This window comes from Arthrobacter sp. TE26545 (assembly GCF_056279005.1).
This window is the reverse complement of record NZ_JBWBQM010000001.1, coordinates 1,265,953-1,280,126: the sequence shown is the minus strand read 5'-3', so window position 1 is coordinate 1,280,126 and position 14,174 is coordinate 1,265,953. Positions and strand designations below refer to the sequence as shown.

The following is a 14,174-nucleotide window of genomic DNA, read 5'->3' as shown; positions in this document are numbered from 1 at the left end:
GGAATCAGTCGATCGCGGCCATCAGTTCGACGACGCGGTCCAGGAAGGCATCGACCTGTGCTTCGTCGTAGCCGTCCGCGCCCTTGGCCGCACCGAAGGCGGCCCGGCGGACGCTGTCCACGCTCAGCGGCTGGTCCTGCTCGAGGTAGCCGATCAGCTGATCGCACAAGGCGTCGACGTCGGCAACATCGTAGCTGCGGACTCGTTTCTTCTCCGGGCGGCGGAAACGCTGCCCGGCCGGGCGGTGCAGCCGGGCCCGCAGTACGCCGGAGAGCTTGCCGATCTGGCGCAGCCAGACTTCCTCGCCTTCGGCCTCGATGAGTTCGTCGCGTTCACGGCGGGCGAAGGCGTCCTCCAGGCGGTCCAGGGCGGCGTCCACCACGGCGGCATCGTAGCCGCCCTTCACCGGGTCGAAGGACACCGAGCGGACGTCGCTGCTACCCGTCCTCACCTCGGCGTCGTCAGGGCTCTCGAAGGAGACCCGTGCCCGCTGGAAGAACTGGTCCACCTGCTTGGCGTTGTAGCCGTACTTGTTGCGTTCCACACGCTCAAAAGCCGCGGGAATCTGCCGACGAACATCCACTGCCACTGTTATCCCTCCGGATTGTTGTCAGGCGCCGCTCAGCAACGCGAAAAGAATGAAAGCCACGGGCGCGGCAAAAACGATCGAATCCAGCCGGTCCATCACTCCGCCATGCCCGGGCAGGATGCTGCTCATGTCCTTGACGCCGAGTTCGCGCTTGACCATCGACTCGGCGAGGTCTCCGGCGGTGGCCGCGGCGACCATACCGACGGCGAGCACGACGCCCACCCACCAGGGCCGGTCCAGGAGGAAGATGCCGGCCAGGACGCCGATCAGCATGGCGCCGGCCACCGATCCCGCGAAGCCTTCCCAGCTCTTCTTCGGGCTGATCTTCGGTGCCATCGGATGCTTGCCGAACAGGGCACCCACCAGGTAGCCGAAGGTGTCGTTGGAGACCACCAGGAGCAGCATGACGGCGATCTGCCACGCGCCCGCCGGGATCTGGCCGCCCGGCCAGGGGCCCGCGGTCGTCGCTCCCCCGGTGGCATGCAGCGGAAGGACCGCGAAGCTGATCAGGAAGGGCACCCAGGCGAGGGTGAAGACGCCGGCGAAAATGCTGCGGGGCGCCCCGGCGGCGCTCTCCAGGGAACGCCACAGCAGTACGGCTCCGCAGCTGAGCAGGAAGGCGAAAAGCAGGCTCTCCAGGCCGCCGAAGTAGGCGGCCAGGGGCATCGCCACGGTGCCGGTCAGGACCGGCACGATCGGCAGCCGGGTCCTCCCGTTGGCGTCCAGCGCCCGGAAGATTTCCCAGACGCCCAGCACCGCGAACGCGGTGGTAACCAGCACGAAGCCGAGCGGCAGGAAAAGGAGACCCCCAAGGACCACCACCAACAGGAAAAGCCCGACGCCGATGGCCGCCGGGAGGTTCCGGCCCGCCTTCGGCGTCGGGTTGCCGCTTTTCCGCCGGGCCCGGGAAGTTCCGTGCGCGGGCGCTGGCTCAGCCTGGCTCATCAGACCTCGAGGAGCTCGGCTTCCTTGCGCTTGAGCAGCTCATCGATGCTCTCCACGTGGGCCTTTGTGAGGGCGTCGAGCTCCTTTTCGCCGCGGGCGCCCTCGTCTTCGCCGGCTTCGCCGTCCTTGACGAGCTTGTCCAGGGAGTCCTTGGCCTTGCGGCGGATGCTGCGGATGGAGACCTTGGCGTCCTCACCCTTGCCCTTGACGATCTTGACGTATTCCTTGCGGCGTTCCTGGGTCAGCTCGGGGATGACCACGCGGATCACGTTGCCGTCGTTGGACGGGTTGGCGCCCACCTCGGAGTCGCTCAGGGCCCGTTCGATGTCACGCAGGGCGGTCTTGTCGTACGGGGTGATCAGGATGGTACGGGCGTCCGGCACGGCGAAGGAAGCCAGCTGCTGCAGCGGCGTCGGCGTACCGTAGTACTCCACGATCACCTTGCTGTAGAGGGCCGGGTTGGCGCGTCCGGTCCGGATCGACGCGAAGTCCTCCTTGGCTACCTCGACCGCCTTGTCCATCTTCTCCCCGGCTTCCAGCAAGGTTTCTTCGATCACGGTTTCTCCTCAGATGTAGTCGCGCCCGTTTCACCGGGGCGGTGCACACGGTTGGTACACACAGTAAAAGTCCGCCTCAAGGGGCGGAAGGTCCTAGAAGTATCCTAGCCGCTGCTAGGGAGTGACGAGGGTTCCGAGCTTCTCGCCCAGGATCGCGCGGGTGACGTTGCCTTCGCCTTCCATGCCGAAGACCACCATCGAGAGCTTGTTGTCCTTGCACATGGTCATGGCGGTCTGGTCCATGACGCGGATGTCGCGGCGCAGGGCGTCGTCGTAGCTGAGGGTCTCCAGCTTTTCAGCGGCGGGGTCCTTCTTGGGGTCGGCGGTGTAGACGCCGTCCACTCCGCTCTTGGCCATCAGCACGACGTCGGCGTGGACCTCGAGGGCACGCTGGGCGGCAACGGTGTCGGTGGAGAAGTACGGCAGGCCGGCACCGGCACCGAAGATCACCACGCGGCCCTTCTCCATGTGGCGGATGGCGCGGCGCGGAATGTAGGCCTCGGCCACCTGGCCCATGGTGATGGCGCTCTGGACACGGGTCTCTACGCCGGCCTGTTCCAGGAAGTCCTGCAGTGCCAGGCAGTTCATGACCGTGCCGAGCATGCCCATGTAGTCGGCGCGGGAGCGGTCCATGCCACTCTGGGAGAGCTCGGCCCCACGGAAGAAGTTGCCGCCGCCGACGACGATCGCGACCTCCACCTCGGAGACGGCCGCAGCGATCTGCTTGGCGACAGCGCGGACGGTTTCCGGGTCCACACCGAGCTTGCCGCCGCCGAAGACCTCGCCGGAAAGCTTCAGGAGCACGCGGCGCTTGGTCTTCTCGGGCTGGATTGCTGTGTTCTCGGATTCCATGATGCCTTCCCGTTGGTGGACTCTGGCTAGATTATCTTGCTGGATGCCGGGGCAGAAAGCCGCCCGGCAGGTGCATGCGGCAGGCGCGCGGCCGCATGCAAAAGGGGCGGCCACCGAAGTGACCACCCCTTTGCTGCGTGCGACTAGTTGCCGACGCGGAAACGTGCGACGGCGGTTGCCTTGACGCCGGCCTCTTCGAGGACCTGGGCAACGGTCTTCTTGGAATCCTTGGCGAATGCCTGGTCCAGGAGGACTTCACCCTTGTAGAAGCCGGTCACGCGGCCTTCCACGATCTTCGGCAGGGCAGCTTCGGGCTTGCCTTCGGCCTTGGCGGTCTCTTCGGCGATGCGGCGCTCGGACTCGACCAGCTCAGCCGGAACATCTTCGCGGGTGAGGTAGTTCGGTGCCATGGCAGCAACGTGGACGGCCACGTCGTGGGCGGCGGTAGCAGCGGCTTCGCCTTCGCCCTCAACAGCGAACAGCACGCCGACCTGGGCCGGGAGGTCCTTGGAGGTCTTGTGCAGGTAAGCGTCAACCGTGGCGCCTTCGATGCGGGCGATGCGGCGGACGGCGACCTTCTCGCCGAGAACGGCGCCTTCTTCGACGACGACCTCGGACAGCGGCTTGCCGTCGACGTCGACTGCCAGGAGGGTCTCGAGGTCGGCAGCGCCGGACTCGACAGCCACGGCCAGGACCTTGTCGGCCAGCTGGATGAACTTGTCGGCCTTGGCCACGAAGTCGGTCTCGCAGTTGACTTCGACCATCACGCCGACGTTGCCGGTGACCTTGGCAGCAACCAGGCCTTCAGCGGTGGCGCGGCCTTCACGCTTGGTAGCGCCCTTGAGACCCTTGATGCGGATGATCTCAATGGCCTTCTCGGCGTCGCCGTTGGCCTCGTCAAGAGCCTTCTTGACATCCATCATGCCGGCGCCGGTGCGCTCGCGCAGGGCCTTGATGTCTGCAGCAGTGTAGTTCGCCATGTGAACCCCTCTGTCTAGAAATTTATGTGTTTACGGACTGACAGGACGGCTGCCCGCCTGGCGGGCCGCCATCCTGTCAGTTACTCCCGCTGCCATTTGGGGGCTACGGGAAAGTCCGGATTTACTTTGCTTCTTCGCCTGCAGCAGCGTCAGCAGCCGGTGCCTCTTCGGCAGCTGCAGCTTCAGCCTTGCTGCCTTCGAGGAGCTCGCGCTCCCACTCGGCCAGCGGCTCTTCCGGAGCTTCGGCAGCACCGGTTGCACGCTGGTTGCGGGCGATGAGGCCTTCTGCCACAGCGTCGGCAACGACGCGGGTCAGCAGGTTCACGGAGCGGATGGCGTCGTCGTTGCCCGGGATCGGGAAGTCGACTTCGTCGGGGTCGCAGTTGGTGTCCAGGATGGCAACAACCGGGATGTTCAGCTTCTTGGCTTCGTCAACCGCGAGGTGTTCCTTCTTGGTGTCGACAACCCACAGGACCGAGGGAGCCTTGGTCAGGTTGCGGATACCGCCGAGGTTGGCCTCGAGCTTGGTCAGTTCACGACGGAGGAGCAGGAGCTCCTTCTTGGTGTAACCGGAACCGGCGACGTCCTCGAAGTTGATCTCTTCGAGTTCCTTCATGCGCTGGATACGCTTGGCAACCGTGGAGAAGTTGGTGAGCATACCACCCAGCCAACGCTGGTTGACGTAGGGCTGGCCGACGCGCGTAGCCTGCTCGGCGATAGCTTCCTGGGCCTGCTTCTTGGTGCCGACGAACAGCACGGTGCCGCCGTGGGCCACAGTGGCCTTGACGAACTCGAAGGCGCGGTCGATGTAGGACAGCGACTGCTGCAGGTCGATGATGTAGATGCCGTTGCGCTCGGTGAAGATGAAGCGCTTCATCTTCGGGTTCCAACGACGGGTCTGGTGTCCAAAGTGGACGCCGCTGTCAAGCAGCTGGCGCATGGTTACGACGGGCATGCCGACGCTCCTTCCGGCAGGTCATTCATGAGAGAGCCTCGCGGGCTGCTCTTACCCTGCCAATAGTTGACGGTTGTTTAGTGGACCCGGACGGGCCCTGCTCCTGGCATCCCTTGCACCCCTCATCCGGTCGTGGGACCGGACCGCAAGAGGCACAATCCTCCACAGCATGGATCCACCAGGGATCTGGATGTGGAGGGCTGGATACGCGTAGTCAATTTGAGGCCCCCGCGCGGCTGAATGAGCCACGCTTCCGGAACAGCTTGAGGGCACGGCAAACTGCACTCCCAAGTGTACTACAGCAGCCGCCATGCCCGGTGCGCCACGGATGCACACCGGGGTGGCCCCGGTTTTCCACATAGCGGCGTGCGGGGCTTTCCGGGAACCACCCGGAACCCGAAGCTGGATTGCATGAAATCCGGCCCTTTCCTGACCGCACTGCTGCTCGCCACGGCCCTCGTCGGGCCGGCCGGCGCTGCCCCCGCACTTCAGTCCTCGGCAAGTACTGCCAGCCCGTCCTGGAGCTGGCCGCTCTCCCCCAGGCCCACCGTCGTCCGCCCTTTTGATCCGCCGCCCGAACCGTGGCTGAGCGGGCACCGCGGCGTGGACCTGCAGGCACCCGCCGACGGCGTTCCCGTCGCCTCGCCTGCCGACGGCGTGGTGGCCTTTGTGGGCGTTGTGGTGGACCGCCCGGTGATCACGATCGACCACGGCGGCGGGTTGCGCAGCAGCTTCGAACCGGTGCGCAGCAGCCTCCACCAGGGCGATCCGGTAGCGAAAGGCCAGGAGATCGGCGTCCTCGAGCCCGGCCACTGCGGGCAGTTGCCGTGCGTGCACTGGGGCGTACGGCGCGGCGAGGAATATCTTGATCCCCTGGCCTTCGTCATGGACCTGCGGCCGTCGGTTCTGCTGCCGCTGGGATGAACGTCCTAGACGATCGCGGAGATTCCCGTGATCGCACGCCCGGTCACAAGGGTGTTGATCTCGTAGGTGCCCTCGTAGGAGTAGATGGCCTCGGCGTCGGCGAAGATCTTGGCCATCTCGTAGTCGGTGACGATGCCGTTGCCGCCCAGGATGCTGCGGCCCAGGGCCACGCTTTCGCGCATGCGCTCCGTGGTGAAGGCCTTGGCGAGGGCGGACTGCTCGTCTTTGGCCAGCCCGGCGTCTTCGAGCTGGGCCAGGCGCACCATCATCCCCATGGAGCTGACGGCGTTGCCGAGGATCTGCACCAGCTGCTGCTGGACCAGCTGGAAGGACGCGAGGGGGCGGCCGAACTGGATCCGCTCGACGGCGTAGCGGCGGGCAACGTCGAAGGCCGCGAGCTGCTGGCCCACGGCCTGCCAGGCGACGGCGAGGCGGGTCACCTTGAGGACCTTGTTGGTGTCGCGGAAGCTGTTGCCGTTGGCGAGCTTGAAGAAGTCCGGCACCACCACGTTGTCGAGGACGATGTCGGCGTTCTGGACCGTGCGCAGGGAGATCTTGTTCTCGATCTTGGTAGCCGAGTAGCCCGGCAGCGTCGTGTCCACCAGGAACGCCTTCACCTGGTTGTCCGCAACATCGCGCGCGTAGATGACCACCCAGTCGGAGAAGGTGGCGTTGCCGATCCAGCGCTTGGCGCCGTTGAGGATCCAGCTGTCGCCGTCACGCCGCGCGGTGGTGCGGGTGCCGCCGGCCACATCGGAGCCGCCCAGCGGTTCGGTCAGTCCGAAGGCGCCGATCTTCTTCATCGAGTAGATGTCCGGGAGCCAGGCGTCCTGCTGTTCCTCGGAGGCCAGCGCTTCGATCGATCCGGTGAACAGGCCGTCATGGACGCCCATGAAAGTGGCGATGGAGGTGTCGGCGCGGGTGACTTCGGCGTGCACCAGCCCGGCGAAGAGGTTCGAGTAGCCTTGCCGGCGCACCGGACTGACCAAGTCGATCTCGGCCAGCTTGGGGATCAGCTCCATCGGGAACTCGCCGCGGTTCCAGCAGTCCACGGCGATGGGTTTGACCTCGCGGGCCAGGAACTCCCGGATCTCGGCAAGGCGGTCCCGTTCCTTGTCGGTGAGCAGCTGCTCGAAGCCGTAGAAGTCGCCGTCGGCGTAGGGAAGGTTTTCCGGATCGATGGCAGCGGTCGTGGACATGCGGGCTCCTCCATTGCGGCACAAGTTCGCACAATGCCATCGGACGGCGGCGTGCTACTTGAAGGTAAGTTACTGATGAGTAACATACCGCATCGTGCAGGCTGCATCAATGGCGGGCCTGCGGAACCGAAGCCTTTAACACGAAACCCCCGGAAATCCGTTTGGATTTCCAGGGGTTCTCTCTTCTGCGTAGGGCTCTCGGACTTGAACCGAGGACCTTAGGATTATGAGCGCGTGATTTTCATCGACTTTCGTCATTGCGCATCCTCCCCTAGGTTTTGGGGAAGCTGGCCTCCACGGACGCTTTTCTTGTTGATCCCCTCATCGTCGTTTTGCATCGTTTCCGGTGGGTAAACGGTGGGCGAAATCGATTATGAGAAGGGGTCTGCTTCTTCGGATTCTTGCCCGGCTGCAACGACGTTCCGTCTGCGAACCCAAGCCACGATCTTTTCGATGTCGTCCTGGTGGAGCATGATCCGGTTCTTGCTGAGCCTGGTGCAGTGCCCTGACTGCCGGCAGTATCGGCGAAGTTCGGTCTTGGTCATTCCCAGCTCGGGGGCCACGTCTTCTGGTGTGCGGAAAATAGGGAGTGTCGTCATGCGGCCGATGCTATAGATACGTGGCCGGGGTCTAGAGGTCCTCAAGCATCTCGCGAGTACTTCACCACTGGTTGCCCCAGACACGCTGGCCACCCTTGGCCTTGGCGCGACTGACTCCTGGAACTCGCCCCCGCAGATTCGATGCGTATTGCCGAGCATCCATGGCTGACAGGCCACCACGAGCAAGACGGTTACACAGTAGGTTTCGTACCCGATCCGTCCCGGCGAGCTCTGCCAAGACCTCCACCCGCCCACGCCAAGGCCCGCAGGAACATCCAAGACTGCCTTCCTGCGGTGAGCCAAGCGCAAAGACTCCATTGCCCTTGCGTCATGTCAGTGTTTTCTGCCTGTCCTCCGATAGCGTGCTCGTACGGCAACTTCACATGAGGAATATGGGGGGACCATGGGCGCGCCATCCGGATGGTACTGGTTCAAAAGCAATCCGAAGTCGGTCACATACTGGGACGGAACGTCGTGGGGAAACACAATTTCGCGTCGTGATTTGCCAGACCTGCCCGTCTACGACGGCGAAACCGGCGAAAAACTTCCGCCCCCGCCGAAAAGCGATGGCCAAGCCACGGTAATGATATGGCTCAAGATCATCTTGGGCCTTGCTGTCGCCGTCCTGGCTGGGATGGGGATTTTCACCGCCTGCACGGCACCGGCGAACCCCTCCTTGCCAGACTCCTTCAACGCAGGTCTAGCCTGCGAGACCTTCGTCAAGGACCGATTGAAAAGCCCGGCGACCGCGGTCTTCAGCGACACGTCGGCTACCACCACGGCCCGCGGATACGAAGCGACAACGACCGTTGATTCCGAGAACTCCTTCGGTGCCATGCTTCGATCCAGATGGACCTGCGAAATCAGCTACACCGAGTCCGACCAGAAGTGGCACTTGGAGGACATCAGCCAGAGGTAGGTGGAAAGTCTTCCAGCCGGGCGCCACAGCCGGGTTATGGTTGCCGAGACACATCAGGACGGCGGCGCAACGTAGTCGATCCGCCAGGCTAGAAAAGGGTATTGGGGATGCTGCGTCGGGCCGAGAACATCACCCTTTACCACCGCCCGGGCTTTTGGACTCGGAAGGGTCCTGCCGAACTCACCATTGGCAGCAAGGTCTATCTGATCGGCGGCAAGTTGACCGCCGCCGAGTTCACCGCCCTGCACAGCCGGCAACGGCAGTCCCCAGTCTTTCTCGGCAAGATGGGCGGCAGAAGATACTGGCAATTCAGGAACAAGTTCTACTGGGAGAACGAGGGCCTGAAGGCCGAGGAAGTCCATGCCCTCCTCGTCACCAAGGAACAAAGAAAACGGCAACAGATCGATCGGGCCCAAGCGACGATGGCCGTGGGCTCGCAGCCGCGCGGCGCCGCTGTCCGGCGAGCTATTCCTGACGATCTGAAGCAGTACATCTGGGTGCGTGACGGAGGCAGATGCCAGAGCTGTGGTTCGACAACGGAGCTGCAGTTCGACCACATCATCCCCTTGGCCATGGGCGGCAGCAGCAACGCCGAGAACCTCCAACTCTTGTGTGGCCCCTGTAACCGCTCCAAGTCCGCAGGACTCACAAAACGTCGTTAGCACTACAAATTGGGGAATTGAAATGAAGATCAGGTTGGCGGCCCTCATAGGAGCAATTGCGGCACTTTCACTGTGCGGATGCGGGGTAAGCATCCAGAAAGATGCGAAGTACGGCACTGTGAAAAGCCTCGGCGAAGCCGTGAGCTCAGTCCTTGCGATCGATTGCGGCGACGGCGCCGGATTTACTGGCGGGTGGGACCAGGACAACTGCGGAGACGAGGCAGGCCTTGGAGTGTTCTCGGACGCCGAGACGCAGCGAGCCATCAAGGCGAAGAACCCGACAGATTCTGAGGCCGTCATAGTTGAAGGTCCAAACTGGATTGTCTGGGCAAAGAACGGCAATGAGAAGAAGATCCAGGAGAAGCTTGGCGGTGAAATACGCCCTGCTCCCGATCTGTTCTTCGCGAGCGTTTCAATCGAACTTAACGGAATCAGCAGGCTCGACATAGGGCAGTTGGTGGACACTGCAGTCCCACCCCGTAGGGTCTGCGCGGGTGATGAGGATGGGCCGTTCAATGACTTGGACAAGGACAGTACTGCGCGAGTGACAACAGCTTCCGGCCTAGTACTAGAAGGCAAGTTCACATCGAGCAGCCAACCGGAGGATGAACCGCAATGCACGATGGTGTACGAGGTGGAAGGAATTCCATCCGGTGATGGGCCCTACCAAGTTTCCATCGGTCGTCGGAGCGGTCCAGAGCAAACCGAATCTGAGCTCAAGAGTGGCGTTCGGCTGACGATCGGCTAATCCTTCTGGTGCCTTTGTGCGGGTTCCCTGGCTTTGAGTATGAGCGGTACGTCAACAGTTCGTCGCCCGTCTCGCAGCCAGGGACAGAAGCCGCGTCGTCGAGGTCGGACCCTTCCTCGCCTGACCAGGTGGAATATCGAGAACACCCGGTTCGCGCTTAGCCGGAGATTGCGGTCCTGTTTCGCAGGGCCCCTTCTTCGGATTCTGGCGCGTGTTTGACCTGTAGGATGCGCGCATACCCGTATGTGCAGGCTACCCTCTTGCCGGGATGGTGGTTTTTGGAATTGAAAGCATTCGAGCTTTCCGACGAGCAGCTTGCGATGCTGCGGCCGCCAACTGGCAGGGCAAAGCGGAAGTCCGGTCCAAAGCCCAAGATCGACCCGCCAGCGACGCTAATTCCGCACGAGCAGATAACGGATGCGATGTGGGCGGCTTGGGACTGGCCCGCGGATCACGCCCAATTGCCGCCGGATCGGCGAGGAGCCACTTTGATCCTCTGGCGCCGAGACGGAAACATTTGCCATATCTGTGGTCTCAGGGTCGATATCATGCTGCGAAACCATCACCCAGGGATGGCTAGCATCGACCACATCATTCCCCTGCGCCGCTACGAGGCGAGGTATGACGCCGGCCGGTTGAACGTCTGGGGCGATGTCCGACTGTCGCATCTTCATTGCAACACCGCACACGCTGATTTCGACGCGGCCTTTGTCGCGGTCGAGGATTACCGACAAATGCTTCGGCTTGCGTGCGAGAGTTTCAACTCGGCTGGTTCTTGCCCGCCGCCGAAAACCGCCTTCATGCGCCTCGAGGCTCCACTCCGAACCGCTGCGTGGGAGGACGAGGCATTGAAAGGTCGTCCCTCAGGTCAGTTCGGGCAGGAATGGCGGACCACTGATTCGCAGGCGCCAGAGGGCGCTCGGCTGCCCGCGATCTGCGTAGACCGCGACGGCGCCTGAAATTGTCGTAGGCCGGTGACATGCTGGCCTTATGGAACGCGCAGGGCAGGGCATTCCTGGTCCACAGCCACCCGCGCCCGAGCCAATCACGGTGCCGGCCGCCGAGGTCACCATGGCCCAGTATTTCGAGCCCAAGCAGTCCATTCCGGTGTGGGTGCGCCTGGCCTTCGGCGCCGGCCGCGTTGAGGTTCTCAAAGGCTTCACCAAAGGGTGGACCCGCGTGCACGTCAACGTGCAGGTGCAGCTACGCTCCGGGGACAACTACTACAAGGCCGCCCACGACGCGTGGGTTGAACCGAACAAGTCCGACGGCGGAAGCTGCAGGCCAGGCCCTAGTCCGAACGTTCGGCTTCTGGGCGATCACCCTAATTCACCGGGGTCAGTCATGCCCGCGGGTGAGTCGCGCTCACGGGCTAAGGACCACGGTCCTTCGTAAGGAGCTGGCTGTAGCCCGGGAGAATCGGGCAGCCAGGGGCGTCAAGGCAGCCGACATCCCTGAACCGGATGTCGTTCTGGGCCAGTCGCTAGGATGGTTGCCTGAGACGATCAATGTTTGGCTTGATGGCCGACCCAGGGCGTAGGGTCGGCGGTGGACCCCAGCCCGGGCCCCGGAGCTAAGCTGGCCTCGTGCACATAGCCCTCACCACCGAAGCTCCCGTCGGCGCCCAGTCTGTCACTGCCGAAGGCCCGACCAGAGCCGCCGCTGAGGCGCTGGTCCCCGCAGGGCACGAGGTCATCGTCATCCGCGCGGACAGGGAGAACTGAGTGGATCCGTTCTGGCAATTGGTAATCACGGGCGGGGTCGGTCTCGTTGCCGGCCTCGGAGGGTCTTGGATTTCGGCGTCGGCGGTTCGCAAGACCAGTCAGGAAACCCTTGATAAGACACGCGAGCGGGAACACGCAGCATGGCTGAGGGACCGCAAGCAGGAGGTCTACGCGGAATACCTGAACCAGCTCAACGTGGTTGAGCAAACCCTCAAATCCGGCGACAAATGCGACTACGACTCCTTGCGCCAAGCGTGGGAAGTCCTCGAACTCATCGAGCCTCGACTCACATTGGTCGCACCAGCAACCGTCCTCAGTCCAGCATTCGAGATTGGCCTAGTGATGAGCCTGGGCACTATGGAGATGCGGAAGTTCGAAGTTTCAGGGGACGACATGACGACAGAGCAGGCCACCTGGGCGAAAGGTGCGCATCGCGCCAAGCTGATGCTTGGCATATCACCAGCACGCAGGCTTTTCGTCACCTCAGCACGCGAGGACTTGGGCATTTCAGACCCATCGTTGCCGGAGCAACTCCTCGGCCAGAAATTCTTGGAGAGCGAATGGAAGCCGCGCAAGGAGGGCTGGAGGTAGCTACCATGACCCCATTTTCTTCTTCCCGCCCCGGTATCGCAGCCTTGATGTGGGTCAGGTCCCAGCCCCCGGAGAACTCGCATGGTATGGGTATTCGCGGTGGCCCGTTCCAGGGGACATTGGCGCCGATTTCTAGGCGTCCCTTTCACGGCCGGCTGATTCGCTACCTGCCCGCTCAAACGGCTTCGATGAGCTCTGGTCCGTTGTTCCGGACGTAGTTCACCTTGTCGCTGACGACGCGCGGAACTAGGCGCGGCTCAGGTATGGAGTCCAGCAGTGCCCGGACGTCGGCTTCTTTGGTGGTTTCGGGGTCGAGCCAGTCGGTCCACATGTCCGGCGGGATGATGACGGGTGTGCGGTCGTGGATGTGGCCGAGCGCGTCCGAGGCCGCCGTCGTGATGATCGTGGCGGTACGCAGCCATTTTGCCGGGTGACCGTCAGGCAGAGCCGGATCCGGCCAGTTCTCGAACAAGGCAGCAAACGCCAGCGGCTTCTCCTCAGCGTCGTGCAGATAGGCCGGGATTTTGCCCCCCGCGGCCTTCTCCCATTCGTAGTAGCCATCACTGGGGATGATCCCGCGGCGCGCGGTCGCTGCCTTCCGGAAGGACACCTTCTCAGTGACGGTTTCCATGCGGGCGTTGATCAGCCAGGCCGCGCCTTTGGTGTCCTTCGCCCACGACGGCACGAGGCCCTAGCGTGCGGTGACGAGTTTCCGGGATACCGGCTCTTCGTCGCCAGCGCGGCGGTCGAGGATGAGCGGAATGGGGTCCGTGGGGGCCACGTCCCAGCTCGCGGCCAGATCGGGGTCAACGACCTCGCTGACAAGGTAGAAGTCCTAAATGTCTGCAGCAGAGTATGTCATGACGAAGCGTCCGCACATGAGCCCATTATTGCCCCAAGGGCCCTCCAACGGAGAAGATTCCAACAACCACTGAAGGCGACCCAGGAGCGGGTCCATGGGTGGGAACCGGAACTACCTTTTGCAGATGGGGGAATCTCACCATGGTTGACACCGTCAGACGGGTCAGGGACTGTGTCTTCTGTGGCTCCCGACCGCTGACCTTCGAGCATGTGATTCCCAAGTGGGTGAGCAATCTGCCTGCCATAAGGGAGGTCCTCGAAGCTGACAAGACCCACGGCAAGCCACATCACCTCAAGAAGAATGTCCTCGACGTCAAAGGCCAGACTGTCGCTCTGGAGCTCGTTGAACGCGGGAAGAAGTTTCCCCTGAACGCAATCGAAGTGAAAGTCGTTTGCGATTCATGCAATAGCGGATGGATGTCCGCCCTGGAAGTAGAAGTCGCGCCATACCTCATTCCGATGATCCACGGCGAAACACCCGTCCTCTCAGTGCGGCAGTTGGCGAACCTCGCGAAGTGGTGCATCAAGACTTCGATGATGTTCGAGTTCAACGACTACTCAACGATCTCCTTCTCCGACGAGCAGCGCCGCACACTACACCGCGCCGCAACAATCCCGGACGGCATCCAAGTCAGAGCCGCGAGATTCGAGGACGACTTTCCATTGAGGTTGGCTCACAGTGGTGGAACCGTCGGCAATCGGGCCAGAACCCAGCAGTACGGAACACTCGGTGCAACAGGGATCGTCCTTGGGAAAGTGGCCTTCCTCGTCCACAACGCCAGCAAGTCCGAATTCGTGAACCTGGTTGGCAACAGAACGACTGGTCGACAAGAGATGTGGCACCAGATTTGGCCGCCGAGTGTCCCGGACATCGTGACCCACGTGGGTTGGGGGCCAGGAACTCCCGTAGACCACGAGGACATCACACGCGGCGCGCTTGTGAACTGAGCCGTTAGGATGCGGGCGCTCAGGCAGGACCGCTCCCTAGCGCACGGGTGAAAGTAAGAGGCCTATTCCTCCCCAGGCGATGGAGCTTTATGCCTCTCAGTGGCAAAGTAGGTTAGGTCTT

General features: G+C 62.9%; 18 protein-coding genes. 9 read left to right on the top strand and 9 right to left on the bottom strand.

Translation table 11 applies throughout. The features are described 5' to 3' along the window. Positions 1-4 precede the first annotated feature (4 nt). The 6 genes from ACZ9CK_RS05635 to rpsB all read right to left on the bottom strand — a co-directional run bounded on the left by ACZ9CK_RS05635 (position 5) and on the right by rpsB (position 4,878). A complete protein-coding gene (locus ACZ9CK_RS05635; protein WP_426302802.1) occupies positions 5-589 on the bottom strand; it encodes a DivIVA domain-containing protein in 585 nt (194 codons plus the stop codon). A 21-nt stretch (positions 590-610) separates the two neighbouring features. Then, the gene (locus ACZ9CK_RS05630; RefSeq protein ID WP_476049467.1) at positions 611-1,534 is read right to left on the bottom strand and encodes a phosphatidate cytidylyltransferase; all 924 of its coding nucleotides are present in this window, start codon (positions 1,532-1,534) and stop codon (positions 611-613) included. Further along, positions 1,534-2,091 (bottom strand): ribosome recycling factor, encoded by a 558-nt coding sequence (frr, locus tag ACZ9CK_RS05625; protein ID WP_426302800.1) that lies wholly within the window; start codon positions 2,089-2,091, stop codon positions 1,534-1,536. Before frr ends, ACZ9CK_RS05630 begins: the two co-directional genes overlap by 1 nt. A gap of 114 nt (positions 2,092-2,205) precedes the next feature. Continuing rightward, entirely contained in the window at positions 2,206-2,943 is a 738-nt protein-coding gene (gene pyrH, locus ACZ9CK_RS05620; protein ID WP_426302799.1) for a UMP kinase, read from the bottom strand. Between the two features lie 143 nt (positions 2,944-3,086). Then, on the bottom strand, positions 3,087-3,923 hold the full coding sequence (gene tsf, locus ACZ9CK_RS05615; protein WP_120519686.1) for a translation elongation factor Ts: 837 nt from the start codon (positions 3,921-3,923) through the stop codon (positions 3,087-3,089). A 121-nt stretch (positions 3,924-4,044) separates the two neighbouring features. After that, positions 4,045-4,878 carry a 30S ribosomal protein S2 gene (rpsB, locus tag ACZ9CK_RS05610; RefSeq protein ID WP_115788023.1) on the bottom strand — a complete coding sequence of 278 codons (834 nt, stop codon included), beginning with the start codon at positions 4,876-4,878 and terminating at the stop codon, positions 4,045-4,047. A 411-nt stretch (positions 4,879-5,289) separates the two neighbouring features. Between rpsB and ACZ9CK_RS05605 the strand changes: the two genes are divergently transcribed. Continuing rightward, positions 5,290-5,802: a M23 family metallopeptidase gene (locus tag ACZ9CK_RS05605; protein WP_426302798.1), complete on the top strand. Its 513-nt coding sequence runs from the start codon at positions 5,290-5,292 to the stop codon at positions 5,800-5,802. Between the two features lie 5 nt (positions 5,803-5,807). Here the strand turns inward: ACZ9CK_RS05605 and ACZ9CK_RS05600 are convergent, their stop codons facing one another. Next, positions 5,808-7,001: an acyl-CoA dehydrogenase family protein gene (locus tag ACZ9CK_RS05600; protein ID WP_476049466.1), complete on the bottom strand. Its 1,194-nt coding sequence runs from the start codon at positions 6,999-7,001 to the stop codon at positions 5,808-5,810. 371 nt (positions 7,002-7,372) lie between these two features. Continuing rightward, positions 7,373-7,600: a hypothetical protein gene (locus ACZ9CK_RS05595; RefSeq protein WP_476049465.1), complete on the bottom strand. Its 228-nt coding sequence runs from the start codon at positions 7,598-7,600 to the stop codon at positions 7,373-7,375. Between the two features lie 403 nt (positions 7,601-8,003). Between ACZ9CK_RS05595 and ACZ9CK_RS05590 the strand changes: the two genes are divergently transcribed. The 7 genes from ACZ9CK_RS05590 (at position 8,004) to ACZ9CK_RS05560 (ending at position 12,244) form a co-directional block, all read left to right on the top strand. Then, on the top strand, positions 8,004-8,519 hold the full coding sequence (locus ACZ9CK_RS05590; RefSeq protein ID WP_476049464.1) for a hypothetical protein: 516 nt from the start codon (positions 8,004-8,006) through the stop codon (positions 8,517-8,519). Between the two features lie 107 nt (positions 8,520-8,626). Then, positions 8,627-9,181 carry an HNH endonuclease gene (locus ACZ9CK_RS05585; protein WP_476050860.1) on the top strand — a complete coding sequence of 185 codons (555 nt, stop codon included), beginning with the start codon at positions 8,627-8,629 and terminating at the stop codon, positions 9,179-9,181. Between the two features lie 22 nt (positions 9,182-9,203). After that, entirely contained in the window at positions 9,204-9,929 is a 726-nt protein-coding gene (locus ACZ9CK_RS05580; protein WP_476049463.1) for a hypothetical protein, read from the top strand. A gap of 227 nt (positions 9,930-10,156) precedes the next feature. Continuing rightward, positions 10,157-10,888: an HNH endonuclease gene (locus tag ACZ9CK_RS05575; protein ID WP_476049462.1), complete on the top strand. Its 732-nt coding sequence runs from the start codon at positions 10,157-10,159 to the stop codon at positions 10,886-10,888. 31 nt (positions 10,889-10,919) lie between these two features. After that, positions 10,920-11,324: a hypothetical protein gene (locus tag ACZ9CK_RS05570; RefSeq protein WP_476049461.1), complete on the top strand. Its 405-nt coding sequence runs from the start codon at positions 10,920-10,922 to the stop codon at positions 11,322-11,324. Positions 11,325-11,515: 191 nt separating this feature from the next. Then, positions 11,516-11,653: a hypothetical protein gene (locus tag ACZ9CK_RS05565; RefSeq protein WP_476049460.1), complete on the top strand. Its 138-nt coding sequence runs from the start codon at positions 11,516-11,518 to the stop codon at positions 11,651-11,653. Next, the gene (locus tag ACZ9CK_RS05560; RefSeq protein ID WP_476049459.1) at positions 11,654-12,244 is read left to right on the top strand and encodes a hypothetical protein; all 591 of its coding nucleotides are present in this window, start codon (positions 11,654-11,656) and stop codon (positions 12,242-12,244) included. It begins immediately after the preceding gene. Positions 12,245-12,419: 175 nt separating this feature from the next. Here ACZ9CK_RS05560 and ACZ9CK_RS05555 read toward each other — a convergent pair whose 3' ends face one another. Beyond that, entirely contained in the window at positions 12,420-12,929 is a 510-nt protein-coding gene (locus tag ACZ9CK_RS05555) for an SOS response-associated peptidase (RefSeq protein WP_476049458.1), read from the bottom strand. A gap of 317 nt (positions 12,930-13,246) precedes the next feature. Between ACZ9CK_RS05555 and ACZ9CK_RS05550 the strand changes: the two genes are divergently transcribed. Continuing rightward, on the top strand, positions 13,247-14,053 hold the full coding sequence (locus ACZ9CK_RS05550) for a hypothetical protein (RefSeq protein ID WP_476049457.1): 807 nt from the start codon (positions 13,247-13,249) through the stop codon (positions 14,051-14,053). Positions 14,054-14,174 lie beyond the last annotated feature (121 nt).